Below are 26,881 nucleotides of genomic sequence, written 5' to 3'. Positions count from 1 at the left end.
TCTCCCTCCAAACGACAACCGCCCCTGAGGGCGGCTATTTCATTACTGCTCTTTTTCCGAGCGCGTCTCTTCAGATTCAGGCTCATCATCTTCATCGCCATTACGCCCTTTACCGACGTAGAAGCGGGAGAAGAAGACGCCAACCTCAAACAGACAGTACATTGGCACTGCCAGAAGAGTTTGCGAGAAAACATCCGGCGGCGTTAACAGCATGCCGACCACAAAAGCCCCAACCAGAATATAAGGGCGCTTCTGTTTCAATGATTCCGGTGTCGTCACCCCCATCCAGCACAGCAGGATAATGGCGACGGGCACCTCAAACGCTACGCCAAAGGCCATAAACAGCGACATCACAAAGTCGAGATACTTCGTGATATCCGTCGAGACGACCACACCTATTGGCGCGGTTTTTGTCAGGAAGCCAAAGGCCAGCGGGAAGACGACAAAGTAAGCAAAGGCAATCCCGATATAAAAAAGCAGGGTGCTGGAGAACAGCAATGGCATCACCAGCTTACGCTCATGTTTGTACAATGCGGGGGCAACAAAAGCCCAGATCTGGTACAGAATGACCGGCGCGGCCAGGAACACCGAAACGTAAATGGTTAATTTTATCGGGGTAAAGAACGGTGAAGCGACATCGGTCGCAATCATCGTTGAGCCTAATGGCATGTGTTTGATCAGCGGCGCGGAAACCACCTGATAGATGTCATTAGCGAAATAGACCAGCGCCAGGAAAATCACCAGCACGGCGATCATGCTGTTCAGCAGACGCTTACGCAGCTCGATCAGATGGCTAATGAGCGGTTGGGTATCTTCAACAGCCATAGTTACGATTTTTCACCTGGAGGTTGCGTTGGGGTGACAGCAGGTGCAGCTTCGGGCAAAGGCTTCACCTGAGGCTCGGCAGCAGGTTCGACGACGTTTTCAACCGCCACTGGCGCCGGAGGCACAGCCTCTGACGGTACGGCATCAGGCGCAGCCGCCTGATGTGCCGCATTGGCTGGCGTTACGCCTTCATGACTTTGCTGTTCATCCTTTACCAGCGGGTTATGGATGGTATGAGCTTCGTCGCTGTTCTTTTCAGGATCGTGCTGGGTATAGGAACGCTTCATCGACTCAGCGGCCTGGCGCAGTTCGTCCATTGACGCCTTCAGTTCAGGCGTCAAATTATCCATACTGGCTTTCTCGACCTTTTTCAGGCTGTCCTGCAGTTCCTGCAGCTTCAGTTCCTGAGCGAGTTCGTTCTGCACCGTGGTAGCCAGAGAGCGCAGCGCGCGCACCCAGCCAACAACTGTTTTTACCGCCACCGGTAAGCGCTGCGGACCCAGAACAATCAGGCCAATCACAAACACCAGCAGCAGTTCGCCAAAACCAATGTCGAACACGGTTTATACCTGCTCTTTATCGTTGCTTTTTGCTTCGTCTTTTTTCACGTCGCTCGGTTTTTCAGAGAGGGATTTCGCTGTGAAATCAGCATCCTTCTCACCATTTTCTTTCTCTTTGCTGTCGTCGTCACTCATGGCTTTCTTGAAACCCTTAATAGACGCGCCAAGGTCTGAACCTAAAGAGCCCAGTTTCTTGGTGCCAAACAATAAAACAACGATAACAACAATGATTAGCAATTGTGGCCAACTGATGCCCATACCTACTCCTGAATAAAGATGTTAAGGCAATGAGAACCGCTATTATACGGCAATCACCCGTTAATTCCGATTAAAGTTCAGGCAGAGCGCCGCCAGCCAATCAGCCAGACAACGATTCCCCCCGCCATCAACCAGGCAGGCATAAAGTCCCACTCAGGTTTGTTGATCAGCAGCAGCGTCCCGCTCAATATAAGCGTGGCACCGATGCCGAACAGGTAACGCGACTGTCCCTGCCGCACGTGATGAAGTTGCAGGTCGCGCTGAATTTTATCAACGCTAAGCTGTAATTGCTTGCCCTGGCGCAAACTGTTGTACACCAGTTCCGGCAATTCCGGCATTTTTTCCACCCAAAAAGGCGCTTTTTCTTTGAAAGCACGTACCAGGGCAGGAATACCAACCTGATCTTTGATCCAGCTTTCCAGGAAAGGTTTCGCCGTTTTCCACAGATCCAGCTGCGGGTAAAGCTGCCTACCGACGCCTTCAACGTATAAAAGCGTCTTCTGCAGTAAAACTAGCTGAGGCTGAACTTCCATGTTGAAACGACGCGCGGTATTGAACAGGTTCAGCAGCACATGGCCAAAGGAGATCTCCGCCAGTGGCTTCTCAAAAATAGGTTCACAAACAGTACGAATCGCAAACTCGAACTCTTCGACATTTGTATCTGCCGGCACCCAGCCGGAGTCCACATGCAGCTCGGCTACTTTGCGGTAATCCCGATTGAAGAAGGCAATAAAGTTTTCTGCCAGATAGCGTTTATCGTCTTTGTTCAGCGAGCCGACGATACCGCAGTCGATACCGATGTATTGCGGATCTTCCGGATGGTCGTAGCTCACGAAAATGTTGCCCGGATGCATATCCGCATGGAAGAAGCTGTCGCGGAAGACCTGCGTAAAGAAGACCTGCACGCCACGTTCGGCAAGCAACTTCATGTTGGTGCCCTGAGCTTCGAGCGCAACGGTGTCGGAGACCGGAATGCCATAAATCCGCTCCATCACCATCATGTTCTCGCTGCAGTAGTCCGAATAAACCTCCGGCACATACAGCATCGGGCTATTTTCGAAGTTACGGCGCAGTTGGATGGCATTCGCCGCTTCACGCAGCAGGTTTAACTCATCGATCAGCGTTTTTTCGTATTCACGCACCACTTCCAGCGGACGGAGACGCCGGCCATCCGGCAGCAAACGCGGCACCCAGCGGGCGAGACGATAGATAAGCTTCATATCGGCTTTGATCACCGGCAAGATATCAGGCCGAATGACCTTAATCACGACCTCTTTGCCGCTCTCTTTCAGGCGTGCGGTATGCACCTGAGCAATGGAGGCGGAAGCCAGAGGCTTGATGTCAAAATCGTCGAACCAACTTTCAACGGGAATGCCACCCATCGCCAGTTCAATCTGTTTCTTCGCCAGCGCGCCGTCAAAAGGCGCAACTCTGTCCTGTAGCATAGCCAGTTGGTCAGCAATGATCGGTGGGAACAGATCGCGACGGGTTGAAAGCATCTGACCAAACTTGATCCAAACGGGCCCAAGCTCCTGCAGCGCAAGGCGAAGACGTTCTCCCAAAGGCTTATCGCGGTGACGATTCGGCATCCAGAACAGGCAACGCCGCCACAAACGTAACGGCAGGGTAATGCGCATTTTGGGAATCAGTTCATCAAGGCCATAGCTCAGAAAGGTACGGACAATGAAATAAAGGCGGCGAATTTCTCCTGGCGTCATTTGCCCTCCAGCTTATCCAGCCGTTTGCTGAGTGCGTCCACCAAGCGTGCCAGCGCTTCGGTTTCCTCTGAGAACCAGGCCACTTCCAGCGAACCCGGCGCAACACGCCACTCTTCAGTGAGCGCTTCCCCCAGATACTGCTGATTGCGGATCAATCCTTTCTTCAGCAGCTTTCCGCCATGACGCGCAAACTTACTGATACCTTCGGAGGCAATATCGCCTATATACGGAGCCAGCAGTTCCGCAGGGTCAAACTCCGCGAGATCCATCAACGATGCCAGATTTTGTACAACCTGAATGTCACCCGCCACGTCAAGTTCACCGCTGCGAATCAGAGCGGTGAGTTGCTGGCGATCGCGCAGTTTCGGCAGCACGCCGATATGGGTTGTGACGCTACAATCTGCCTCACCTTCCCACTGACTCAAGACGTCCAGCTGTTGTTCACTGAACACCAGTACCAACGGCGCTGAAAATTCTTTCAGGTTAACGCGCAACGTCTTGCCCTGCAGGCGTTGACGTGCGGATTTCAGGCTACGATCGCGCCAGAGGAAGGTGTTCAGCACACCTTCGATTCCGGCAGTCATCAGCGACATAAATGGCATCGCGGCTCCCTGTTAGAATTTATAGCCACGGTGCAGGGCGACAATCCCACCGGTCATATTGTAGTAGGTGGTGTTTTCAAACCCGGCTTCTTCCATCATGCCTTTCAGCGTTTCCTGGTCCGGGTGCATGCGAATGGATTCTGCCAGGTAACGATAGCTTTCGCCGTCCTGAGCCACCATTTCACCGATGCGCGGCAAAATGTGGAAGGAATAAGCGTCATAGGCTTTGTTCAGTGGCTCGAAAGCCGGTTTGGAGAACTCAAGCACCAGCAGGCGGCCACCAGGTTTGAGCACACGGAACATAGAGCGCAATGCAGCGTCTTTATCCGTGACGTTACGCAGGCCAAAGGAGATGGTGATGCAGTCAAAGGTGTTGTCCGGGAATGGCAACGCTTCGGCGTTAGCCTGCACGTATCTGACGTTCCCCACGATGCCGATATTGCGCAGCTTTTCGCGACCCATTTTCAGCATTGAATCGTTAATATCGGCCAATACGACTTCACCGGTCTCACCAACGAGACGAGAGAATTTCGCCGTCAGATCGCCCGTACCGCCCGCAAGATCCAGCACGCGCTGGCCACGACGCACACCGCTACAATCTATGGTGTAGCGTTTCCACAACCTGTGGATACCAAAAGACATCAGGTCGTTCATTACGTCGTATTTCGCCGCAACAGAGTGGAACACGTTCGCCACCATATCGACCTTTTGCTCTTTAGCTACGGTACGGAAGCCAAAGTGCGTTGTTTCCTGGGATCCGGACTCCTTGGATTCATCAACCATCTCAATGCCTGCTTAATAAAGAAAGTGTTCGGGAAGTGTAACAGAATGGGCGTGAAAGCCCTATGATTCAACCGTGCTACTCAGCCTCAGTTTAACGCTCTTCACCCGTGCGCGATGAAGACAAAGTATCGAATTCAGCCTCAGGTTCTTCGCCCTCACGACCCAGTCTAGCCGAATCATCCTCATCTTCCTGACGGGCTCGTTCGACCAGATCCGGATTCATCTCGCGTTTGACTTCTACGCCAAGACCGCGAAACGCATCCGCCTGAACCAGAATATTCCCACGCCCGGATGAAAGTTTTTTCATCGCCTGCCGGTAGTTATCCTGCGCCTTATCGAGGCTTTGCCCAATCGCAGACATATCATCCACGAACAGTCGCATTTTATCGTACAGGCGCCCCGCCCTGTCGGCGATTTGCTGGGCATTGCGGCTTTGATGTTCATAGCGCCACAGATTGGCAATAGTGCGCAGCGCCACCAGCAGCGTCGTCGGGCTCACCAGCATAATATTATTTTTCAGCGCTTCGCTAATCAGTTCAGGCTGCCTGTCGATAGCCAGCAGGAAAGCGGGCTCAACGGGAATAAACATCAACACGTAGTCCAGAGAACGTAGCCCCGGCAGTTGTTGGTAATCTTTGCGCCCCAGCAGGCGAATATGGCTGCGGACAGCGGCGATGTGCTCATTCAGTGCACTTTCACGCGTGAGTTCATCTTCACCATTGAAGTAGCGCTCATAGGCTACCAGCGTCATTTTTGCATCAATAACAACGTCTTTGCCCTGCGGCAGGCGAACGATAACATCCGGCTGCATACGACTGTTGTTTTCAAGCTGGATGTTTACCTGAGTCTGATATTCATGGCCTTCACGCAGGCCAGACGCTTCCAGTACCCGAGTTAACACCACTTCCCCCCAGTTACCCTGGGTTTTGTTGTCGCCCTTTAGCGCTTTGGTGAGGTTGAGCGCCTCTTGCGCCATTTGTGCATTGAGCTGCTGCAGATTGCGGATTTCATGCGTCAGCGTATGCCGTTCACGGGCTTCCTGACCAAAACTCTCCTGAACCTGGCGCCGGAAGCCATCTAGCTGTTCACGAAGTGGGGAAAGCAGCACGTTCAGGCTTTGGCGGTTCTGCTCTTCAACCTTTCGCCCGCTTTGCTCAAAAATACGGTGGGCCAGATTCTCAAACTGTTCGTTCAGCCGTTGTTCACTGTTAAGCATCTGGCGATGCTTATCTTCGGCATTGAGTCGGGTTTGCTCGAGCAATGTGGTCAGCTCGCGAATATCTGCTTCCTGCCCACTGTTGATTTCCATTTGGGCACGGACTTCACGGTTAAGCTGGTCGCACTCTTCCCGCCAGTGCTGGTTTTGCTGAAGCTCCTGCCGCGCGGCTGTAAGCTCGCCGTAGATTTCACGCTGTTCTCCATGCAAAGCCGCCAGCCGCTGCGCCGCCCGCAGACTGGCAATAAGCCAGCCGGTCAGCAAGCCCACCAGCCCGATGCCCAGCCCAAACAACAGTGAAATATCCATGCATCCCCCAAAACAATATCAACATCGGCAAAATAAAATTCTGCTGTATAAATGTCCAGATGAAAAGGGATTTTCCGGAAGGGAGTGCGCAAAGCATAAAAAAAGCCGGCGAGCGCCGGCCTTATGAACGGAAAAGCAAAACTACAGCAGGCGACGCGCCGCCTCGACCACGATTTTCACCGCGTGGCTTTCCGTTTTCTTCATCGTCTCAGCATTAGGAATCTCTTGCTGAGTACGGTTCACAATGACCCCGGCAACCATACCCGCACGCAGGCCCTGGCTGGAACACATGGTCAGCAGCGTGGCAGATTCCATTTCATAGTTCATCACGCCCATTTCCTGCCACTCTTTCATTGAGCCTTTGAAGCGGCTCACCACGCGGCCGGACAGCGTATCGTAACGCTCCTGCCCAGGGTAGAAGGTGTCGGAGGATGCGGTCACGCCGATGTGGGTCGTCGCGCCCACGGCTTTTGCCGCTTCAACCAGCGCAGTAGTACATGCGAAGTCTGCCACAGCCGGGTATTCCATTGGCGCGAAGTGCAGGCTGGCACCATCAAGGCGAACGGATGCGGTGGTCACGAGCACATCGCCCACGTTGATGTTCGGCTGAATCGCCCCGGTCGTCCCGACGCGCAGGAAAGTACGGATGCCAAGCTGCGCCAGTTCTTCAACAGCAATAGAGGTAGATGGGCCGCCGATACCAGTAGAACAGATGATCACCGGCTTGCCGTCGAGTTCAGCACGCCAGGAAGTGAATTCACGGTGGGAAGCCAGCTTAACCGGCTTGTCCATCAGCGCGGCGATTTTTTCCACACGCTCAGGATCGCCAGGGACGATGGCAAGCGTAGCCCCTTGCAGGTCATTTTTAGTGAGGCCGAGATGGAAAACATCAGACTTGGACATAACAGACTCCTCTGTTGAGTAGGTTTCAGGAGAAGCAAAGCGACACTTTACAGAACCCCTGAGCATAATTTCGTGATGACGCTCACTTTGAATGAAACAAATTACATTATTTGTATATTCACATGCGATCAGCATCACAATTAAGTGTCGATCGGGCTATTTTTTGAACTTTGACGGCGTTTTTTGCCCGCCAGATTTGCTACTAATCCTGGCTATAGTTATCACACTGCGCTAATGCTGGTTCGGAGAAAACCATGAAACAAAAGCAAACAACACATAACACACCGGGCGAAGGCTTCGCACCGGCGGCCTCACCCATCGCCCCCACTGCTTTGCTAACGCCGGACGACGCTATTCTTTCTGGGGAAACGTCTATTCCAAGCCAGGGCGACAATATGCCGGCTTACCACGCCAGACCCAAAAATGCCGATGGCCCGCTGCCGGTCGTTATTGTCATTCAGGAGATTTTTGGCGTTCACGAACATATCCGAGATATTTGCCGTCGGCTGGCGCTTGAAGGCTATCTGGCCATCGCCCCGGAGCTTTATTTTCGCCAGGGAGAACCGGGTGACTTCGCCGATATCCCCACGTTGTTAAGTGGCCTGGTCTCAAAAGTACCGGACAATCAGGTGCTGGGCGATCTTGATCATGTGGCCAGCTGGGCGTCACGCAACGGTGGCGACGTGCATCGCCTGCTGGTAACCGGTTTTTGCTGGGGCGGGCGAATTGCCTGGCTTTATGCGGCGCACAATCCACAGCTCAAAGCGGCCGTCGCCTGGTACGGCAAGCTGACGGGTGAGAAAACGTTGAATTCTCACCATCACCCGGTAGATATCGCCGTCAATCTTAATGCGCCAGTGCTAGGCCTGTATGGTGGCCAGGATACCGGGATCTCTCAGGAAAGCGTTGAGACCATGCGCCAGGCACTAAGAGCGGCCAATGCCAGGGCGGAAATCATTGTTTACCCGGAAGCCGGACATGCTTTTAACGCAGATTATCGCCCGAGCTACCATGAAGAGTCGGCCAAAGATGGCTGGGAAAGGATGCTCGAGTGGTTTAAACGCTACGGCGTGAGAAAGTAATAAGAAAGGGGGCTAATAAGCCCCCTTTGTGCCTGGCATCAAGCGGTGCGCAGATTCTGCGCCGCTTGCACCATGTTAGCCAGCGCCGCACGGGTTTCCGGCCAGCCACGGGTTTTCAGGCCGCAGTCCGGGTTAACCCACAGGCGCTCTGCCGGAACGGATTCCGCCGCTTTCTTGAGCAGGGCTTCAATCCATTGCACATCCGGAACGTTTGGAGAGTGGATGTCGTACACGCCAGGCCCGATTTCATTCGGGTATTCAAACTCTTTAAACGCCTCCAGCAGATCCATATCGGAACGGGAAGTTTCGATGGTGATCACGTCCGCATCCAGCGCCGCAATGGAGTCCATGATGTCGTTGAACTCGCAGTAGCACATGTGGGTGTGGATTTGGGTGTCATCTCGCACCACGGCGGCGTTCAGACGGAAGGCTTCCACGCCCCACTCCAGATAAGCCTGCCAGTCAGACTGGCGAAGCGGTAAACCTTCTCGCAGAGCGGGTTCATCAATCTGGATGATACCGATACCTGCGGCTTCCAGATCCGCTACTTCATCACGCAAGGCCAGCGCAATCTGCTTCGCGATAGTCTCGCGGGAAACATCTTCACGCGGGAAGGACCAGCAAAGAATCGTCACCGGGCCGGTCAGCATGCCTTTAACTGGTTTGTCGGTCAGGGACTGCGCGTATTTGGCCCACTCAACGGTGATCGGCTCCGGGCGACTGATATCACCGATAACAATCGGGGGCTTCACGCAGCGAGAGCCGTAGCTCTGCACCCAGCCGTTTTGAGTAAAGACGAAGCCGTCCAGATGCTCGCCGAAATACTCAACCATGTCGTTACGCTCGGCTTCGCCGTGCACCAGCACATCCAGGCCCAGACGTTCCTGCTCAGCAATCGCCTGTTTAATATGTTCGGCGATACCGGTCCGATAGTTGTTGGCGTCCAGTTTTCCCTTTTTGAAGTCCAGGCGCAGGCCGCGAATTTCAGTTGTTTGTGGGAAGGATCCGATGGTCGTCGTTGGCCAGGCAGGCAGGTTGAAGCGTTCACGTTGTGCCGCCGCACGGGCAGTGTAAGCATTCTGGCGCTGGCTGTCCTGAACGGTAATTTTAGCCAGACGCTCGCTGACAGCGGCATTGTGCACACGTTTGGACTGACGACGAGCCAGAATCGGTGCGCTCCATTCAGCAATTTTTGCGGTATTCCCGCTGTTTAACGCTTCAGTCAGCAGAGACAACTCGGCACACTTCTGCAGGGCAAAAGCAAACCAGCTTTTCACTTCGGCATCCAGGCGAGTTTCTACGCTCAGATCAATGGGACTGTGCAGCAGGGAACAGGAAGATGCCACCCATAGCTCACGTTTACCCACCAGATCTTTTAACTGAGCATATTTCTCCGTTAGATCGGCACGCCAGACGTTACGACCATTGATAACCCCCGCAGAGAGTAGCCAGTTTGCAGGCAGTTTCTTATGGATGTCATTCACGTCATCTTTGCCATGCACAAAATCAACGTGCAGACCCTGCACCGGCAGTGCGGTGATGGTGTTCAGGTTTGGCCCCACGCCTTCGAAGTAGGTGGTAAGCAGCAGCTTCACCTGGCCGGTCAGCGCGTCGTAAGCGAGTTTGAAGGCTTCCAGCCATGCTTTTGGCAGCTCCAGCACCAGCGCAGGCTCATCGATTTGTACCCACTCAACGCCACGCTTCGCCAATTCGGCCAGCACCTGCTGGTAGACCGGCAAAATATCTTTCAACAGGCCCAGGCGATCAAACGGTTCACCTTTCACTTTGCCCAGCCACAGGTAAGTCACTGGCCCAAGCAGGACAGGTTTCACCTTGTGGCCCAGCGCAAGCGCCTCGTCGACTTCTTCCAGCAACTGCGCCCAGGTCAGTTTGAACTGCTGCCCCTTAGTAAATTCCGGCACCATGTAGTGGTAGTTGGTATTGAACCATTTGGTCATTTCTGCGGCGGCGGCAGGCTCGCCGGTTGGTGCCCGGCCACGACCGATGCGAAACAGCGTATCGATATCGACGCTGCCGTCTTTGTTCTGATGACGAGCCGGCACATTACCGAGCAACAGGCTGGTGGTCAGAACATGGTCGTACCAGGCGAAATCGCCTACCGGCAGTAATTCGACGCCAGCTTGTTTTTGTTGGTCCCAGTGGCGGGCACGCAGTTCGCGGCCAACCGCCAGTAATTCTTCGCGGGAGGTATTCCCTGCCCAGTAGCTTTCCTGTGCTTTTTTCAACTCGCGCTTAAGGCCGACGCGAGGGAACCCCAGGGTGTGATTATGGATTGTCATGGTCTTTCCTCTATTCGGTGCGATGTATTTAGCCATCCAGATGTTTACACTTCTATAATCAGCAGGTACTGTATAATCCTCAAGCGCAATTTGTTCATGCCGAAGTGAAGGACTTTCATGATCGAGATTAAACACCTGCGGACGCTGCAAGCGTTACGACACAGCGGTTCGCTGGCCGCCGCTGCCGCCGCCCTGCATCAGACTCAGTCGGCCCTCTCTCACCAGTTCAGCGATCTGGAGCAGCGGCTCGGCTTCCGCCTGTTTATCCGTAAAAGTCAGCCACTTCGCTTTACGCCGCAAGGGGAGATCCTGCTGCAGCTGGCGGAACAAGTGTTGCCACAAATTGGCCGTGCCCTGCAGGCCTGCAATGAGCCGCATCAGACCCGGTTACGCATTGCGATTGAATGCCACAGCTGTATTCAGTGGCTGACGCCTGCGCTGGAGAATTTCCGCCAGCACTGGCCGCAGGTGGAGATGGACTTTAAATCCGGCGTGACGTTTGATCCGCAGCCTGCGCTGCAGCAGGGCGAGCTGGATATCGTTCTGACTTCCGATATTTTGCCGCGGAGCGGGCTACATTATTCGCCGATGTTTGATTTTGAAGTGCGACTGGTGATGGCGACCGACCACCCACTGGCGAAGAAAGAGAGCATTGAACCTGAGGACTTAACGCTTGAAACGCTGCTTATCTATCCGGTGCAGCGTGAGCGCATGGATATCTGGCGTCATTTCCTGCAGCCCGCAGGGGTTAGCCCCTCACTGAAAAACGTGGATAACACGCTGCTGCTGATTCAGATGGTGTCGGCACGGATGGGGATTGCCGCCCTGCCGCATTGGGTGGTGGAAAGCTTTGAGCACCAGGGCCTGATTGTCACCAGAACCCTGGGTGAAGGTTTATGGAGTCGGCTCTACGCCGCGGTACGTGACGGAGAACAGCGTCAGCCGGTGACCGAAGCGTTTATTCGCTCGACGCGCCAGCATGCCTGCGACCATTTACCGTTTGTGAAGAACGCGGAGCGACCCATCGGCGATGTACCCACAGCGAGGCCATTATCACCGTTCCCCCAATAATAAAGCTCGGCCAGTGGGGCTGCTCCTGCCAGATGGCAAGATTCACCAGCAGCCCGGCCGGGACGTGCACGTTGTTCATGATACCAAGCGTGCCGGCGTCCACCTGAGTTGCGCCATAGTTCCACATAAAATAGCCCAGCCCGGAAGCAACCACGCCAAGCCAGACCAAAATCCCCCACTGTAGCGTCGTGGTGGGGAGTTTCTGCGGATTGCCAAGCGCAAACCAGGCCACAACGGCGACAATAAACGCCCCCAGATAGAACCACGAAAACGCGCAGTGCTGCGGCATCGGGTGCGTTTCCATCAGGCGCTTGTAGCCCACCATACCGATGGCGAAGCAGATGTTCGCCCCCTGCACCAGCAGCAGGCCGATCCAGAAGTGATCGCTCACTTTGTCGTAACGAATAATCGCCGCGCCAATCACCGCCAGTACCGCACTCAGCGCGTAACCCCAGCGCAGTTTATTGCCGCTCAGTAAGTCGTAGATCAGCGTGACGTACAGCGGCGTCATTACCGTGAAAAGCAGGAATTCGGATACCGTGAGATAGAGGTAAGCGCGGAAGCTGAAGAGGTACATCACGCCCAGCTGTAGCGCCCCCACCAGCATGTACAGCAGCAAGGTTTTAAGCGGATAGCCTTTAAAACGCAGGAACGGCAGAAACACCAGCGCCGCCAGACCAACGCGCATCAGCACCGAGAAATAGCTGTCCACATGCCCGGCAAGGTATTCCCCAATCAGGCTAAACGAGAAGGCCCACAGAATCGTGGTAATGATGAGTAATGGCACAATGAGCAATCCACAACGAACAAGATTGCGCCATTGTACTGAGAGGATGCTACATTGGCTTAACTATTTAGTTGACGAGTGGTTATTAATAAACCACTCGTCATTTACCGATCACTCAGCTTTGAGGAACAGTTTGCGCAGATAGTGCGGCACGGCGTTATCGCCGTTGGTGCCAATCACTTCCAGCTCAGGCAGCAGATCTTTCAGACGCTGATGGGCGTTGCCCATGATGCAGCCCTTGCCCGCCATGCTCAGCATCTCGGCGTCGTTCATGCCGTCGCCAAAGGCAATGCAATCCTTCAGGCTGTAACCCATCGCTTTCGAGACGGCTTCCAGCGCGTGCCCTTTGGAGACACCGCCCGCCATCACTTCCAGGCAAGTCAGTGTCGAAAAGCTGACGTTAACGCGGTCACCCCAGCGGGCGTTGATCGCCTGTTCCAGCGGCAACAGCGTGTCGTGATCGTCGCAGGTAAAGAATACTTTGCTGACGCCGTCGGCTTCCAGCAGGCCCGGTTCAAACAGGGTGTAGCTGAATTTGGCTTCCTGGAAATATTTCATCTCTTCCGGGCGGTGGCGGTTCATAAACCACTCGTCGCCTTTGTAGACGTTGGTTACGATATCCGGGTTGTTATGCACCACGCCAAACAGATCCTGGGCGATGTCGTGGTCGAGATCGTGGGAGAAGAACAGATTACCCTCAGTGTCATGCACGCGAGCGCCGTTCGAGGTGATCATGTACGCCTTGATCTCAAGGTTGTCGCGAATTTGCGCCACGTCGATATGGTGTCGGCCGGTCGCAAAAACAAAGTTAACGCCTTCGGCGGTGAGCAGTTTTAACGTTTCTTTCGCGTAAGCGGAGAGGAAATGATCGGGAGACAGCAAGGTGCCATCTAAATCTGAAGCAACAACATGGTACATAGGGATATCAGCCTCTGGAGAGATATTTTCAATTAGTTATGCCGGTCGAAAAACTCAAGCACGGCAGACAATGCTCTGGCTCGCATAGCGTCCTTCTCAAACAGGATCTCGTGATACGCGCCTTCAATGACGTAAGGTGTTTCCCCCTCACAAGGGTGGCCCGCCGAGGCCATAATTTCGCAGAATTGCTGGTGCGCGCGGTTATCGACCACTCGCTCCTCTTCCGCCTGGAGTAGAAAGATCGGCGTGGTGATAGCAGTGGCTCCTGCTAACACCTTTTCTCCGGCGAGGATCCCTTCTCGTACCCAATGGAACGTTGGCCCGCCCACCCGCAATGCTGGCTCATCAGCATAAAAACGTAGGCTGCGGCGGTACCGCTCTTCGCTGTGGGTCAGGACGTTAACGCTAAACGGCAGCGCACGCCAGCGGCCCGTCCCAATGGCGTATCCTTCCCGAATACGTGGATGCCCTTCGGCCCAGTCAAGAATATGGCGCACCATCCATTCCGGCCAGCGCAGGATAATACCAAACATCGGGGCGCAGAGCGCGACCGCATCAAAAGCGTCCGGTGCTTGCTGTAGCCATAACGCGGCAATCGCGCCGCCCATCGAATGGGCCAACAGATAGCGTTTACGCCAGTGTCCTGACGCCACTTCCTGTTGGTAAAAGCGGTCAAAATCTTCGACATAGTCACTAAAGTTGACAACGTGGCCACGGTGGGAGTCCGACAGCATACGCCCTGAACGCCCCTGCCCGCGGTGGTCGATGATCAAAACATCAAACCCACTGTGGAAAAGGTCATACGCCAGCTCAGCATATTTCACGTAGCTTTCTATTCTGCCAGGACAGACAACAATCACACGATCGTGCTGCGGCGAACAAAAACGAACGTAGCGAACCGGCACGTCATCCACGCCGGTAAATTCGCGCTCTTCCCGCTTGCGCCAAAAGTCCGTCAGGGGACCTGTGGCAAAAGCAGCAAATGCGCCTTCCCGTTCTAACCATCCATTTTTATGCTGAGACATAGGGGTCGGCATCAGGTATCTGTGGTTTTTTTAGGGCCCGTGGCACGCTTATCAACAATAGCGTATTGTGGCATAAAAGCGCGCGTTCAGGGAGTTTCGCATGACCTTCGAGTGGTGGTTTACCTATCTGCTAACCACAATAATTCTTAGCCTTTCCCCCGGCTCCGGGGCCATCAATACGATGACCACCGCCATCAGCCACGGCTATCGCGGTGCGGCTGCGTCAATTACCGGGCTACAAACCGGGCTGGCGCTGCATATTGTGCTGGTTGGCGTTGGGCTTGGGGCTCTGTTTTCACGCTCGCTGCTGGCTTTTGAAGTGCTGAAGTGGGCAGGGGTGGCCTATCTTATCTGGCTGGGGATCCAGCAATGGAGAGCCGCTGGCGCGCTGGATTTAAATACGCTAGCCACCACCCAACCGCGCAGCAAACTGTTCAAGCGAGCGGTGTTTGTTAACCTGACCAACCCGAAAAGCATCGTGTTTCTTGCCGCCCTCTTCCCGCAATTTATTGTCCCGCATCAGCCCCAGGCGATGCAGTACGTTGTGCTCGGTGTTACCACAGTCGTCGTCGATATTATTGTGATGATTGGCTACGCGACCCTGGCCAAGCGGATTGCAGCCTGGATTAAAGGGCCGCGCCAGATGAAAGCCTTGAACCGGGTCTTTGGCTCGCTGTTTATGCTGGTTGGCGCGCTGCTTGCGGGAGCACGCCAGGCCTGATTATCGGGAGATGATCAGGTGAATACCAAACCCGGTGAACAGCGCGCCCGCCATACCGTCGATCCATTTGGCGAGGCGCTGATAGCCGCGACGCATTTTTGGTAATGCGAACAGGCTCGCCACAATAGTGAACCAGGCGAAGGTTTCAATCGCGATCAGCACAAACAGGCCCCAGCGCTCGGCGCTACCCACGTTGTCGCCGACAAATAGCGAAAACACGCTGCCGAAGTAGATAATCGCTTTCGGGTTAGCCAGGTTCGTCAACAGCCCTTTCACAAAGCTCTTCCCACCGCTCGCCAGCTCGACTTTCGGCGCTTCTTCGCCTTTAGCTTCTTTCTTGAATGCGCCGCGCAGCATCTGATAGCCCATCCAGCAAAGATACAGCCCGCCGCCAACCATGATGATGTTATGCAGCCAGGCCATTTTTTCAAGGATAAGGTGCAGGCCTAGCAGCGCCACGCCCGCCCAAACCATGACGCCAGCGGTGATCCCCAGCACGCCCATCATCGCCTCTTTGCGAGAGCGGCTTACGGCTGTCTGGGAAACAAAGAAAAAGTCAGGCCCCGGGCTCATCAGGGCAACGATGTGCACCAGCGCCACGGTCAGAAATAGCATTAACATAGGGAATAGCTCGCGTGCAGATAATTCGAAGAGTCATTATCCTGCCACTTTTCCTCGCGGCAGGCTACTCTTCATCCACGCCGTCAACGTGGTCGCGGATCAGCGTCATAAACGGGCGACCAAAGCGCTCAAGTTTGCGCGTCCCCACCCCGTTAATGCCCAGCATTTCACCGGGCGACAGCGGCATCTGCTCCGCCATTTCAATCAGCGTGGCATCGTTGAATACCACATAAGGCGGAATATTTTCTTCGTCCGCGATAGATTTACGCAGCTTTCTGAGTTTGGCGAACAGTTTGCGATCGTAATTGCCGCCAAAGACTTTCTGGCTGGCTCGAGGCTTGATAGCAACTACGCGTGGCACCGCCAGCATCAGCGGCTCTTCACCACGCAGGTAAGGACGTGCCGCTTCCGTGAGCTGCAGCGCTGAGTGAGCGGCGATATTTTGCGTCACCACGCCGAGGTGGATGAGCTGGCGGATCACGCTGACCCAGTGCTCCGTCGTATGTTCGCGGCCTTCGCCGTAAACCTTCAGCTTGTCGTGGCCAAGGTCGCGGATGCGCTGATTGTTAGAACCACGCAGCACTTCAACCACGTAGCCCATCCCAAAGCGCTGGCCGACGCGATAAATGCAGGACAGCGCTTTTTGCGCGTCCATCAGGCCGTCATAGCGACGAGGCGGATCGAGGCATATATCACAGTTGCCGCAAGACTGCTGGCGACCTTCGCCGAAGTAGTTCAGCAACACGAGGCGGCGACAGGTTTGTGCTTCGGCAAACGCGCCCATGGCGTTGAGCTTGTGGCGCTCGATGTCCTGCAGCTGTCCCGGCGCTTTTTCTTCAAGGCATTTACGCAGCCAGGCCATATCCGCCGGATCGTAGAACAACATCGCTTCCGCAGGCAGGCCATCGCGCCCGGCACGGCCCGTTTCCTGATAGTAAGATTCGATGTTGCGGGGAATATCGAAGTGGGCGACAAAACGCACGTTCGGCTTGTTGATACCCATGCCAAACGCGACGGTCGCGACCACAATTTGCAGATCGTCGCGCTGGAATTTTTCCTGCACTTCACCACGCACCTGATGCTCCAGCCCCGCGTGATAAGCACCGGCGCTGATACCTTTGCTTTGCAGTCGGGCGGCGATGTCTTCCACTTTTGCCCGGCTGTTGCAGTAAATAATCCCGGACTTACCGCGCTGTTCCTGAATATAGCGGGTGAGCTGATCGAGCGGCTTAAACTTCTCCATCAGCATGTAGCGAATATTCGGCCGGTCAAAGCTGCTGATTTGGATAAACGGATCGTGGAGCCCCAGCAGGCGCACGATATCGAGCCTGGTGGTGTCATCCGCCGTGGCCGTTAATGCAACAAAGGGGACGGCAGGCAATCTTTCGCGAAGCTGACCAAGGGCGGCATATTCCGGGCGGAAATCGTGTCCCCATTGTGAAATGCAGTGGGCTTCATCCACTGCCACCATCGAAAGCTGCCAGTTGCTGAGATGGTCAATAAAGTTGTCCATCATCAGGCGCTCAGGGGCGATATACAGCAGGCGAATCTGCCCGGTACGGCAGCCGGTCATCACTTCGAGCTGCTGTTCGCGGGTTTGGGTGGAGTTAAGGCAGGCCGCCGCCACGCCGTTTGCCAGCAGCTGATCGACCTGGTCTTTCATCAGCGAAATCAGCGGAGAGACCACCACGGTCAGGCCGCCAAACACCAGCGCAGGAATTTGATAACACAGGGATTTACCGCCACCGGTCGGCATTACCACCAGGCAGTCACGCCCCTCCAGCACCGTGTCAATGATGGTTTCCTGACCTGGACGGAACTGTTGATACCCGAAGGTATCCTGCAGAACCTGTCTCGCCAGCGACGCCTGATTGATTACTTCCGCCTGTGCCACGCTATCCCCACTACCTAAAATTCAGGCGCCATTTTCAGCGCCTGGAAGAGAAACTGCAATGCTTTAGAAAAGATCGTTTAGCATAACGCCTACGCCAACCCGTGTCTGGTTAAAGTTGTAATCGATCAGCGATTCGCCGTAGCCGCTGTAGACCTGGGTATAGAAGCGAACGTTTTTCGAGATCGGGTAGCTCACACCAAATTCTGCCCCACCGTAGCCGCTGTTCCAGTTGTATTGCCCCTTCACGCTGAAAATCGCCTCACCCAGCGCATAGCCAACCTTAAGCTGGTAGTAGCCCATATATTTGGTGATGTCCGGGTTGTCCTCAACGCTCCCCACCACATACCAGGGTTTCACTTCCACCTGCCAGTCGCCGTTTTGTGCCATCAGGCGGGTGTACAGGCGGTTCCAGCCGCGCGAGGTTGGGTCAGAACGGCCGTTTGAGTCGTGGTTATAGCCAAACTCTACGTCTCGCAATGTCCAGCCCGCAAACGTTGCATCCGTTGCAAAGCCGAGGAATAGCTGAGGCTCATAGTTGGTTTCACGAAACGGAGAGGATTCATTGCGGTTAGAGAGCTGCCACCAGGATTTTTGGGTATAGGAGGCGGCCAGCACGGAGTTATCCCCCAGGATACCGCGCCACAGCGGGAAGGCCAGGCTGAGCTGGAACTTCACCTCATCTTTACGCGCGTTGCTGGCCCAGTCATAAGAGCTGATTGCCTCTTTGTTCATATCGCTGGTCCAGGTGTACAGCAGGTAATTCGTGTCGTACGGGTACAGCGTGAAAGGGTTGTCGTGTTCCTGCAGCAGATTAGCAATGATGCTGCCTCGCACCGCGGGCTTGTCGTGGATCTTATCGATAGTGGTTTCTTGTGCGAAGGCGGTTAAAGGCAGCATCGCGGCGACTCCCCACCCCAAAGGTTTCAGCATTAGTCCCGTTCTCCATAACAAAAAAGTGTCTAAATATTTATCGCCAAACATTTTACAGCAGGATGCCTCAAAGCACGTCTCTGCTGTTCCGAAAGTGGAAAGCAACAATTGAGAAGCATAAACTACACACTTTGTTAACTTATTCGTTATTTGTTCGAGGAATGAACGATGTCTTCCCCTGTACTGACCACAGAAGCCGCCCTCAAGCTAGTGGGCGAAATCTTTGTGTATCACATGCCGTTCAACCGCGCGCTTGGCCTGGAGCTGGAGCGTTACGAAAAAGCGTTCGCCCAACTGAGTTTTAATAATCAACCAATGATGGTGGGCAACTGGGCGCAAAGTATTTTGCACGGTGGCGTTATTGCCTCCGCGCTGGACGTGGCGGCAGGCCTGGTCTGCGTAGGCAGTACGCTGACTCGCCATGACACCATCACCGAAGACGAACTTCGCCAGCGCCTGTCAAAAATGGGCACCATCGATTTGCGCGTGGATTATCTGCGTCCGGGCCGGGGAGAACGCTTCACGGCCAGCAGCAGCCTGTTGCGCGCCGGTAATAAAGTTGCGGTGGCGCGCGTAGAGCTGCATAACCAGGATCAACTGCACATCGCCAGCGCAACGGCTACCTACATGGTAGGGTAAGGATGTAAACCCTGTTATTATTTGCTCACTATTTTTTTGCTGAGTTTTTTTCATGGATCCGAAACAGACACGTCAGGGGATCTTGCTTGCCCTGACGGCCTACTTCATCTGGGGCATCGCGCCGGTATATTTCAAACTGATTCACTATGTACCGGCGACCGAAATCCTGACCCACCGCGTTATCTGGTCATTCTTCTTTATGCTGGCGCTGATCACCGTCTGCCGCCAGTGGCCGCAGGTGAAACGCTCCTGCCAGAACCGTAAAAAGATCCTCGCACTCGCGTTAAGCGCCGTGCTGATTGGCGGGAACTGGCTGCTATATATCTGGGCGGTGAATAATCAGCACATGCTGGAAGCCAGCCTGGGCTACTTCATTAATCCGCTGGTGAACGTGCTGCTGGGGATGCTGTTTTTGGGTGAACGCTTCCGGCGAATGCAGTGGGTCGCGGTATTGCTGGCCTTCTGTGGCGTGCTGGTTCAGCTCTGGACTTTCGGTTCGCTGCCGATCATCGGCCTGGGCCTGGCCTTCAGCTTCGCTTTCTATGGCCTGATCCGCAAAAAGATTGCCGTTGATGCACAAACCGGGATGCTGTTCGAAACGCTGTGGCTGCTGCCGATTGCGGGCATTTATCTGTTTGGCATTGCCGACAGTACCACCAGCCATATGGGGATGAACCCGTGGACGCTGAACCTGATGCTTATCGCCGCCGGGGTGATCACCACAGTGCCGCTACTTTGCTTTACTGCGGCCGCGACCCGTTTGCGCCTTTCAACGCTGGGCTTCTTCCAGTATTTAGGGCCGACGCTGATGTTCGTGCTGGCGGTGACGTTCTACGGCGAAGTGGTGACGGAAGATAAGCTGATTACTTTTGGCTTTATCTGGGCGGCGCTGGCGCTGTTTATCGCCGATGCGGTTTATACTCAGCGTCGAACGAAAGCAACGTCGCTGAAATAGAAGTAAAAAAGGAGCCTTTGGGCTCCTTTTTTCTTACAACCAGTTCTTACGCTTAAAGTAGAGATAGGGCGCTAAACCAGCGAGCATCATAAAGATGATCGCGCCGGGATAGCCAAAGCTCCACTTCAGCTCAGGCATAAACTCGAAGTTCATCCCGTAGCTGGACGCTACCAGCGTTGGCGGCAGGAAGACAACCGAAACCACCGAGAAGATCTTGATGATGCGGTTCTGCTCGATGTTGATGAAGCCCATCGCCGCCTGCATCAGGAAGTTAACCTTCTGGAACAGGGATTCGTTATGCGGTAGCAGGGATTCGATGTCTCGCAGGATTTCGCGAGCCTGCTCCAGCTGGCTGCCCGGCAAACGCGCCTTACGCACCAGAAAGTTCAGCGCGCGCTGGGTATCCATCAGGCACAGGCGAACCTTCCAGCCGATATCCTCCAGTTCCGCCAGCGTCGAAAGCGCGGCGTCATATTCGTCGCCCTGATGCCCTTCCATGATCACGCGGCTAAGCTGTTCCAGGTCGCTATAGATGTTTTCGATTTCATCCGCCAGCTGTTCGATTTTGGTTTCAAACAGATCCAGCAGCAACTCCCACGCGTTGCCGTCCGCCATGGACTGATTACGGGCGCGCATGCGGTACAGGCGAAACGCAGGTAGCTCGCGCTCACGTAGCGTGTACAAGCGGCCTTCACGAATGGTAAAAGCGACGGTGCTGTTGCCCGCGTGATCGTCCGCATCTTCAAAGAAGAAAAAGGAGTGGATGTGAAGGCCGTCTTCGTCCTCAAAAAAACGCGCGGACGCTTCGATGTCTTCCAGCTCTGGTCGGGTTGCCAGGCTTTGGCCAAGTTCCGTTTGCACTCGCTCTCGCTCGCTCTCTTCCGGCTCGACGAGATCGACCCATACCGAATTGGCAAGGGTATCCGTCTCGTCCAGCTCAATGCGGGCAAGGCGATTATTTTCCAGTTGAAATGCGCTCAGCATGACCGGGACTCCCAATGCAAAAAAAGATCAGGGACAATTCGGTTGGCACACAGACAGAAACAATAGAGGTTTCAGACCATTAAACAGTCTGACTCAAGGGGCGACGGAATGAAAATACACGAGGTCGCTGACAACCACGAAGGCTATCAGCATCAGAGGATAGCCTTAGAAGTTGTACCTGGATGACAGGTTATTGAGCCAGCATCTACTGGGTGTGTCCAAGGCGAGTGTCCTCTTAGCGTATTCGTGCGCGCATGTTACGCCACCACTAATATGGCGTCAACACGCAACGGGACACGGCTGAACAAGTTCATGCCAGTGACATATTAAGGGTAGCCCACGCACTAAAAATTGTAATTAATTTCTGTAGGTTACACGGTTTCCAGGCGTGCATAAGCGGCGACTAACCACTTGATTCCCTGCCCCTGGAACGCCACCTGCAGGCGGCTGTGCTCCCCGCTACCTTCCAGGTTCACAATAGTCCCTTCACCGAACTTAGGATGGCGTACGCGCTGCCCCAGGCTAAAGCCAGAATCGTTCTGGGCGATAGGCGTCCCCATTCGCTGATGGCTGACCGGGCGGCTGATACTTGCGCGCAGGCGAACCTCTTCCACGCAGTTTTCCGGTAGCTCGCCGATAAAGCGCGACGGGCGATGGTAGGCTTCTTTGCCGTACAGGCGGCGCGTTTCCGCATAGGTCAACGTTAGCTTTTGCATCGCACGGGTAACGCCCACGTAGGCCAGGCGGCGCTCTTCTTCCAGACGGCCACCCTCGTCGAGGGACATCTGGCTTGGGAACATGCCCTCCTCCATCCCGACGATAAACACCTGCGGGAATTCCAGACCTTTGGCCGAGTGCAGCGTCATCAGCTGCACCGCATCCTGCCAGGTATCCGCCTGGCCTTCCCCCGCTTCCAGCGCGGCATGGGAGAGAAACGCCTGCAGCGGCATCAGATCTTCGTCTTCGTCGTTGTAGCTGAACTGGCGCGTGGCCGTCACCAGCTCTTCTAAGTTCTCAATACGGGTCTGTCCTTTCTCGCCTTTCTCCTGCTCATACATGATGAACAGACCGGAATCTTTAATCACCCGGTCCGTCTGGACGTGGAGCGGCATATCCGCCGTTTCATGGGCAAGCGCGTCAATCAGCTCCATAAAGCGCTGCAGGGCCGACGCCGCACGACCGGCCAGCGCTTTTTCCTGCAGCAGCAGGCGGCAAGATTGCCACAGTGTCAGCTGCTGGTCGCGCGCGGTCTGGCGCACAACGTCGAGCGTGCGGTCACCGATCCCGCGGGTTGGTGTATTCACCACGCGTTCAAAGGCAGCATCGTCATTGCGGTTGGCAATCAGGCGTAGATAAGAGAGCGCGTCTTTGATTTCCTGGCGTTCGAAGAAACGCATCCCGCCGTAAATACGGTACGGCATACTGCCCTGCAGCAGCGCCTCTTCCAGCACGCGAGACTGGGCGTTACTGCGATACAGAATGGCGCATTGCTCCAGCGCCCCGCCGTTTTCCTGCCAGGTTTTAATGCGGTTTACTACAAAGCGGGCTTCATCCAGTTCGTTAAATGCGCAATAAATCGAAATAGGTTCGCCGTCGCTGCCGTCGGTCCACAGCTCTTTGCCGAGTCGGCCAGAGTTATTGGCGATCAGGGCGTTAGCCGCATTCAGAATGTTGTTCGTCGAGCGGTAGTTTTGCTCCAGACGAATCGTTTGTGCCCCCGGGAAGTCATTCAGGAAGCGCTGGATATTTTCAACCTGCGCCCCGCGCCAGCCGTAGATCGACTGGTCATCATCGCCCACGATCATCACTTTGCCGGTGTCTCCGGCCAGCAGGCGGATCCACGCATACTGAATACTGTTGGTATCCTGGAATTCGTCCACCAGGATATTGGTGAAGCGCTCGCGGTAATGGTTCAGGATATGTGGTTTGTTCAGCCACAGTTCGTGGGCGCGCAGCAGCAGCTCAGCAAAGTCTACCAACCCGGCGCGATCGCAGGCTTCCTGATAGGCCTGGTATACCTTCTGCCAGGTTTGCTCCACCGGGTTACCGTAGCTTTCAACGTGATGCGGACGCAGGCCTTCGTCTTTTTTGCCGTTGATGTACCACATCGCCTGGCGCGGCGGCCATTGCTTCTCGTCCAGGTTCATCGCTTTAATCAGGCGTTTCAGCAGGCGGAGCTGATCTTCGCTGTCGAGGATCTGGAAGTCCTGCGGCAGGTTGGCGTCCATATGGTGCGCGCGCAGCAGGCGGTGGGCCAGGCCGTGGAAAGTACCGACCCACATGCCGCCCTGGCTGGTGCCCATCAGTTGGCCGATACGGTGGCGCATTTCCGCCGCCGCTTTGTTGGTAAAGGTCACCGCCATGATGGAGTACGGCGAGCAGTTTTCGACCGTCATCAACCACGCAATGCGGTGCACAAGAACGCGCGTCTTACCACTGCCCGCCCCGGCCAGCACCAGCATATTGCTGCGCGTGGCGGCGACCGCTTCGCGCTGTTTGTCGTTGAGGCTGTCGAGCAGGTAAGAAACGTCCATTGGCACCGCCGAAAAAGAGAAAGAGTTGGCCCAGCCAACTACTGGAAATTTGTACAGAGTTGCTGCTGATTATATCAGCGCGGTGAGGGATGCCAACCGCGAAATCTCCAGATGCGGCAACAGACGGCTGTCATCTATCCGCATCAGGTCGCCTTCGCGCAGGTTAATCCAACAGGCCTGCATTCCGCAGCGCACGGCACCGGCCACGTCGGTGGTCAGATCATCGCCGACATGCAGAATTTGCTCGAGCGGCACACCTAAACGCTGCGCAGCAGTGTGATACATATCGCTGAAAGGCTTAGCTCGCCCGTCCGGCCCGGCCCGCAGAATGAATTCGAAGTAGTTATCCAGCCCGAACAGGTGCGGCTCTGCGTTACCGTTGGTGATCGCCACCAGCGGCCATTTTTCAGCAAGCTTTGCCAGCGTGTCGTGCGTTTCCTGTGGGATGTCGATGCGGCTGCGCCATTTTGCGAAGTTCTCCATGGCGGCACCGGCACCGGCAAAAGCCTCTTCCGGGCTAAGCCCGGCATCCAGCATTATTTGCTCGACGGCGCGGCGGCGCCATTCGGTGACATCATGATAAATGTCCGGTTCTTTCACTCGCAGCGTCTCGCGGCTGCGATGAAAATCCAGGGCGGTAAACGCGCTGAGCTTCGGGTGATAATTCTGCATAAAGGCCAGAGACTCCTGAGTGGTGCGCAGGATCACCGGATGATTGTCATAAAGCGTATCGTCGAGATCGAACGTCAGAGCAGCAATGTGCCCGAGCGGGCGGTAAAAATGCATTACGATTTCCCCCGTTTGGCGCGTGGATGCGCGGCATCATACACCGAGGCTAAATGTTGAAAGTCGAGATGGGTATAGATTTGCGTAGTGGACAGGTTGGCGTGCCCAAGCAGTTCCTGAACGGCGCGTAAATCGCCGCTGGATTCCAGCATGTGGGTGGCAAAAGAGTGACGCAATTTGTGGGGATGCACATGGCTGCTTAGCCCCTGCTTGATACCCCATTCGCCAAACCGCTTTTGCACATTGCGGGCGGATATTCGCTTTCCCGTTTTCGCCAGAAATAACGCATCGTCGTCCGGGCCAAAAAGTTCGCGTAAATCCAGCCAGTGTTCAACCCAGGTCACCGCGCTCCGGCCAACGGGTACGCGGCGCTCTTTGCTGCCTTTCCCCATCACCCAGACCTCTCCGGTGGAAAGATCGATATGACCGCAGTTCATGTTCACCAGTTCGGAAAGACGCAGGCCTGCGCCGTACATCACTTCCAGCATCGCGCGATCGCGCACGGCCAGCGGATCGTTCAGATCGATGTCCAGCAGATGGTTCACATCATCAACTTCGATGTTTTTAGGCAAATGTCGGCCGGCTTTTGGCGTAGTGATACCTTTGGCGGGATTCGCTTTCAGCTCGCCCTGGCTAACCATCCAGTCGAAAAAACTGCGTAGTGCCGAAAGTCTTAACGCCAGGCTAGAGGCCTGCAGGCCTGCCCTGCGGCTACGCACGGCCAGTGAGCGCACGGCGGCGGCATCGCATTGCTGCCAGCTGGTGAGCTTCATCTCTTCGGCAATGTTAATAATCGCCGTGAGCTGGCGCTGGTAGTTCAGGAGAGTGAGCGGGCTGAGCTGACGCTCAACCTTGAGGTATCGCAGAAAACCATCAACGTGAGATGTTAATACGGAAGTGGTCATGCCCGTTCAATCCAACGCTCCAGCAAGTCTGGCAGCATCAGCGCCAGCTCGTGCAGCAGCTGAGTGCCCTGCCCCTGTTGATAATGTTGTGGGTCGCGGCTGCTGAACAGCAGAACGCCAAGATCGCCCTCGTTGCCCATCAGCGACAGAGCAACGGAACCAATGGCTTTTGCCTGCGGCAAGACCAACAAAAGTTCCGGGCCATTAAGCGGGCCGAGGTAGTGCTGGCTTTCGCCAAGACGCTGAATACGCAGCGGCTCGAAGGCCTGGCGGTTCAGCGCGAGATGCGTAAAGTCTGACGGAGCACCGATACGCCAGCGGTCAGCAAAAAGCCGGATATTCGCCCCGGCAAGACCTATGTCCCGCGCCCAGCGATGCAGCCGGTTCAGCATTTCCTGCAGGCTGGAAGCCGAAGCCAGCCGCCCCTGAAGCTTCAGTAGCCGATAGAACAGGCCTTCGTTAGCGCTCGCCTGCTCCATCAGCAGCGTCATATTCTCTTCGAGGTGGTTGATGTGGTTACGGCTGCGGGCCATATGCCACTCCACCAGCGAAACGCTGCCGCGCACCGGGTGAGGAACCTGCATGCTCTCCACCTGGTGGGCATTGCGAATAAAGAAATCAGGGTTGCGCTGTAAATACTCGGCAACCGCGACATCGTTAAGCTCAAGAAGGGCTTCTTGCTGTTCCTCGGCATTCTTCATAGATGTATAAATCCATCGTAGACGTGGGCCGCCGGGCCGGTCATGTAAAGCGGTGACCCAGGCCCTTTCCAGGCGATATCAAGACGGCCACCAGGCAGCTCAACGCGCACCTGTTCCGCCAGTAATCCTTGTTGAATACCAACCGCCACTGCACCACAGGCTCCGCTGCCGCAGGCTTGAGTTTCGCCCGCACCGCGTTCGTAAACGCGCAGCCGGATGTGTTCGCGGCTCACCACCTGCATAAAGCCGATGTTGGCTCGCTCAGGAAAGCGTTCATGGCTTTCCATCACTGGGCCCAGGCTTTCAACCGCGGCGGTTTCGATGTCATCGACCTGAATGACGCAATGCGGGTTACCCATTGAAACCACGCCGCACATAATGGTTTGTTCGGCGGCACGCATAATATAGGTCTTTTCTGCTTTGTTTGCCCGGAACGGCACCTGCGAAGGATCGAAGTTAGGCTCGCCCATATTGACTCGCACCATCTCATCTTCCGTCACGCTCAGCACCATTCTGCCATTGGCGGTACTGACGCGAATTTCACGCTTATTGGTCAGCCCTTTCAGGCGCACAAAGCGGGCAAAACAGCGCGCCCCGTTACCACATTGGGAAACTTCGCTGCCGTCAGCGTTAAAGATCCGGTAATGAAAGTCGAGATCGGGATCGTAGGGAGGCTCAACGATCAGCAGTTGATCGAAGCCGACGCCAAGATGACGATCCGCAAGCCGACGGATCAGCTCCGGAGAGAAATAAACATTCTGCGTCACCGCGTCGACGACCATAAAGTCATTACCGAGGCCATGCATTTTAGAGAACTGCATCTTCTGCTCCATTAGCGCGGTTACAAAGCACGA

27 protein-coding genes are annotated in these 26,881 nt (G+C 55.1%); 5 read left to right on the top strand and 22 right to left on the bottom strand.

All coding sequences use genetic code 11. From position 1 onward, the window contains the following. Window positions 1–42: 42 nt before the first annotated feature. From tatC to udp, 8 genes are all read right to left on the bottom strand, one after another. Window positions 43–825: a Sec-independent protein translocase subunit TatC gene (gene tatC / locus LH86_RS06110; RefSeq protein WP_008455457.1), complete on the bottom strand. Its 783-nt coding sequence runs from the start codon at window positions 823–825 to the stop codon at window positions 43–45. 2 nt (window positions 826–827) lie between these two features. Further along, window positions 828–1,385 carry a Sec-independent protein translocase protein TatB gene (gene tatB, locus LH86_RS06105; RefSeq protein WP_039299322.1) on the bottom strand — a complete coding sequence of 186 codons (558 nt, stop codon included), beginning with the start codon at window positions 1,383–1,385 and terminating at the stop codon, window positions 828–830. 3 nt (window positions 1,386–1,388) lie between these two features. Continuing rightward, a complete protein-coding gene (tatA, locus tag LH86_RS06100; RefSeq protein WP_039289241.1) occupies window positions 1,389–1,643 on the bottom strand; it encodes a twin-arginine translocase TatA/TatE family subunit in 255 nt (84 codons plus the stop codon). A 77-nt stretch (window positions 1,644–1,720) separates the two neighbouring features. Next, complete coding sequence (gene ubiB / locus LH86_RS06095; RefSeq protein WP_039299319.1) at window positions 1,721–3,361, bottom strand: ubiquinone biosynthesis regulatory protein kinase UbiB; 1,641 nt, start codon at window positions 3,359–3,361, stop codon at window positions 1,721–1,723. Beyond that, entirely contained in the window at window positions 3,358–3,963 is a 606-nt protein-coding gene (gene ubiJ, locus LH86_RS06090; protein WP_039299316.1) for a ubiquinone biosynthesis protein UbiJ, read from the bottom strand. The genes ubiB and ubiJ overlap by 4 nt, the downstream gene beginning before the upstream one ends. Before the next feature lie 12 nt (window positions 3,964–3,975). After that, the gene (ubiE, locus tag LH86_RS06085) at window positions 3,976–4,746 is read right to left on the bottom strand and encodes a bifunctional demethylmenaquinone methyltransferase/2-methoxy-6-polyprenyl-1,4-benzoquinol methylase UbiE (RefSeq protein WP_039299313.1); all 771 of its coding nucleotides are present in this window, start codon (window positions 4,744–4,746) and stop codon (window positions 3,976–3,978) included. A 91-nt stretch (window positions 4,747–4,837) separates the two neighbouring features. After that, the gene (gene rmuC, locus LH86_RS06080; protein ID WP_039299310.1) at window positions 4,838–6,271 is read right to left on the bottom strand and encodes a DNA recombination protein RmuC; all 1,434 of its coding nucleotides are present in this window, start codon (window positions 6,269–6,271) and stop codon (window positions 4,838–4,840) included. Window positions 6,272–6,412: 141 nt separating this feature from the next. Further along, entirely contained in the window at window positions 6,413–7,174 is a 762-nt protein-coding gene (udp, locus tag LH86_RS06075) for a uridine phosphorylase (RefSeq protein WP_008455474.1), read from the bottom strand. Window positions 7,175–7,428: 254 nt separating this feature from the next. Here udp and LH86_RS06070 point away from each other — a divergent pair, with 254 nt between their 5' ends. Continuing rightward, on the top strand, window positions 7,429–8,256 hold the full coding sequence (locus LH86_RS06070; protein ID WP_039299307.1) for a dienelactone hydrolase family protein: 828 nt from the start codon (window positions 7,429–7,431) through the stop codon (window positions 8,254–8,256). Between the two features lie 38 nt (window positions 8,257–8,294). Here the strand turns inward: LH86_RS06070 and metE are convergent, their stop codons facing one another. Beyond that, entirely contained in the window at window positions 8,295–10,556 is a 2,262-nt protein-coding gene (gene metE, locus LH86_RS06065; RefSeq protein WP_039299304.1) for a 5-methyltetrahydropteroyltriglutamate--homocysteine S-methyltransferase, read from the bottom strand. 117 nt (window positions 10,557–10,673) lie between these two features. Here metE and metR point away from each other — a divergent pair, with 117 nt between their 5' ends. Beyond that, window positions 10,674–11,627 carry an HTH-type transcriptional regulator MetR gene (metR, locus tag LH86_RS06060; RefSeq protein WP_008455485.1) on the top strand — a complete coding sequence of 318 codons (954 nt, stop codon included), beginning with the start codon at window positions 10,674–10,676 and terminating at the stop codon, window positions 11,625–11,627. Here metR and LH86_RS06055 read toward each other — a convergent pair. The 3 genes from LH86_RS06055 to pldB form a co-directional block, all read right to left on the bottom strand. Beyond that, window positions 11,515–12,414 carry a carboxylate/amino acid/amine transporter gene (locus LH86_RS06055; protein ID WP_039299301.1) on the bottom strand — a complete coding sequence of 300 codons (900 nt, stop codon included), beginning with the start codon at window positions 12,412–12,414 and terminating at the stop codon, window positions 11,515–11,517. The genes metR and LH86_RS06055 overlap by 113 nt on opposite strands. A gap of 111 nt (window positions 12,415–12,525) precedes the next feature. After that, the gene (yigL, locus tag LH86_RS06050; RefSeq protein WP_039299296.1) at window positions 12,526–13,332 is read right to left on the bottom strand and encodes a sugar/pyridoxal phosphate phosphatase YigL; all 807 of its coding nucleotides are present in this window, start codon (window positions 13,330–13,332) and stop codon (window positions 12,526–12,528) included. Window positions 13,333–13,364: 32 nt separating this feature from the next. Then, window positions 13,365–14,357 carry a lysophospholipase L2 gene (pldB, locus tag LH86_RS06045; protein WP_039305955.1) on the bottom strand — a complete coding sequence of 331 codons (993 nt, stop codon included), beginning with the start codon at window positions 14,355–14,357 and terminating at the stop codon, window positions 13,365–13,367. Window positions 14,358–14,457: 100 nt separating this feature from the next. Here pldB and rhtB point away from each other — a divergent pair, with 100 nt between their 5' ends. Continuing rightward, window positions 14,458–15,078: a homoserine/homoserine lactone efflux protein gene (rhtB, locus tag LH86_RS06040; protein WP_008455495.1), complete on the top strand. Its 621-nt coding sequence runs from the start codon at window positions 14,458–14,460 to the stop codon at window positions 15,076–15,078. Here rhtB and rhtC read toward each other — a convergent pair whose 3' ends face one another. The 3 genes from rhtC to pldA form a co-directional block, all read right to left on the bottom strand. Then, window positions 15,079–15,699: a threonine export protein RhtC gene (gene rhtC / locus LH86_RS06035; protein WP_039299294.1), complete on the bottom strand. Its 621-nt coding sequence runs from the start codon at window positions 15,697–15,699 to the stop codon at window positions 15,079–15,081. A gap of 64 nt (window positions 15,700–15,763) precedes the next feature. After that, window positions 15,764–17,593, bottom strand: coding sequence for an ATP-dependent DNA helicase RecQ (recQ, locus tag LH86_RS06030; RefSeq protein ID WP_039299290.1), 1,830 nt, complete (start codon window positions 17,591–17,593; stop codon window positions 15,764–15,766). Between the two features lie 63 nt (window positions 17,594–17,656). Continuing rightward, the gene (gene pldA / locus LH86_RS06025) at window positions 17,657–18,523 is read right to left on the bottom strand and encodes a phospholipase A (RefSeq protein WP_039289230.1); all 867 of its coding nucleotides are present in this window, start codon (window positions 18,521–18,523) and stop codon (window positions 17,657–17,659) included. A 168-nt stretch (window positions 18,524–18,691) separates the two neighbouring features. On the opposite strand from pldA, the gene yigI reads away from it, so the two are divergent. Together yigI and rarD are read left to right on the top strand one after the other, a co-directional pair. Continuing rightward, complete coding sequence (yigI, locus tag LH86_RS06020; protein WP_008455502.1) at window positions 18,692–19,162, top strand: acyl-CoA thioesterase YigI; 471 nt, start codon at window positions 18,692–18,694, stop codon at window positions 19,160–19,162. A 52-nt stretch (window positions 19,163–19,214) separates the two neighbouring features. Then, window positions 19,215–20,117 (top strand): EamA family transporter RarD, encoded by a 903-nt coding sequence (gene rarD / locus LH86_RS06015; RefSeq protein ID WP_039299287.1) that lies wholly within the window; start codon window positions 19,215–19,217, stop codon window positions 20,115–20,117. A 33-nt stretch (window positions 20,118–20,150) separates the two neighbouring features. On the opposite strand, the gene corA is transcribed toward rarD, so the two are convergent. From corA to dapF, 7 genes are all read right to left on the bottom strand, one after another. Further along, entirely contained in the window at window positions 20,151–21,101 is a 951-nt protein-coding gene (corA, locus tag LH86_RS06010; protein ID WP_039289228.1) for a magnesium/cobalt transporter CorA, read from the bottom strand. Between the two features lie 165 nt (window positions 21,102–21,266). Then, entirely contained in the window at window positions 21,267–21,323 is a 57-nt protein-coding gene (ysgD, locus tag LH86_RS23010) for a YsgD/CorL family protein (protein ID WP_353591484.1), read from the bottom strand. A 149-nt stretch (window positions 21,324–21,472) separates the two neighbouring features. Next, window positions 21,473–23,635, bottom strand: a complete 2,163-nt coding sequence (gene uvrD, locus LH86_RS06005; RefSeq protein ID WP_039289227.1) for a DNA helicase II — start codon at window positions 23,633–23,635, stop codon at window positions 21,473–21,475. Between the two features lie 69 nt (window positions 23,636–23,704). Then, window positions 23,705–24,421 carry a 5-amino-6-(5-phospho-D-ribitylamino)uracil phosphatase YigB gene (gene yigB / locus LH86_RS06000; RefSeq protein ID WP_039299284.1) on the bottom strand — a complete coding sequence of 239 codons (717 nt, stop codon included), beginning with the start codon at window positions 24,419–24,421 and terminating at the stop codon, window positions 23,705–23,707. After that, entirely contained in the window at window positions 24,421–25,326 is a 906-nt protein-coding gene (gene xerC / locus LH86_RS05995; RefSeq protein ID WP_039299281.1) for a tyrosine recombinase XerC, read from the bottom strand. The genes yigB and xerC overlap by 1 nt, the downstream gene beginning before the upstream one ends. Then, the gene (locus LH86_RS05990; protein WP_039299278.1) at window positions 25,323–26,027 is read right to left on the bottom strand and encodes a DUF484 domain-containing protein; all 705 of its coding nucleotides are present in this window, start codon (window positions 26,025–26,027) and stop codon (window positions 25,323–25,325) included. The genes xerC and LH86_RS05990 overlap by 4 nt, the downstream gene beginning before the upstream one ends. Then, window positions 26,024–26,848 (bottom strand): diaminopimelate epimerase, encoded by an 825-nt coding sequence (gene dapF, locus LH86_RS05985; protein ID WP_008455518.1) that lies wholly within the window; start codon window positions 26,846–26,848, stop codon window positions 26,024–26,026. Before dapF ends, LH86_RS05990 begins: the two co-directional genes overlap by 4 nt. Window positions 26,849–26,881: the final 33 nt, after the last annotated feature.

Origin of the sequence: Cedecea neteri, from assembly GCF_000758325.1 — a bacterium.
In the GTDB taxonomy this organism is placed as follows: Bacteria; Pseudomonadota; Gammaproteobacteria; order Enterobacterales; family Enterobacteriaceae; genus Cedecea; species Cedecea neteri_B.
Note: the sequence above shows the minus strand (reverse complement) of the source record. Positions and strands in the feature narration are given on the sequence as shown.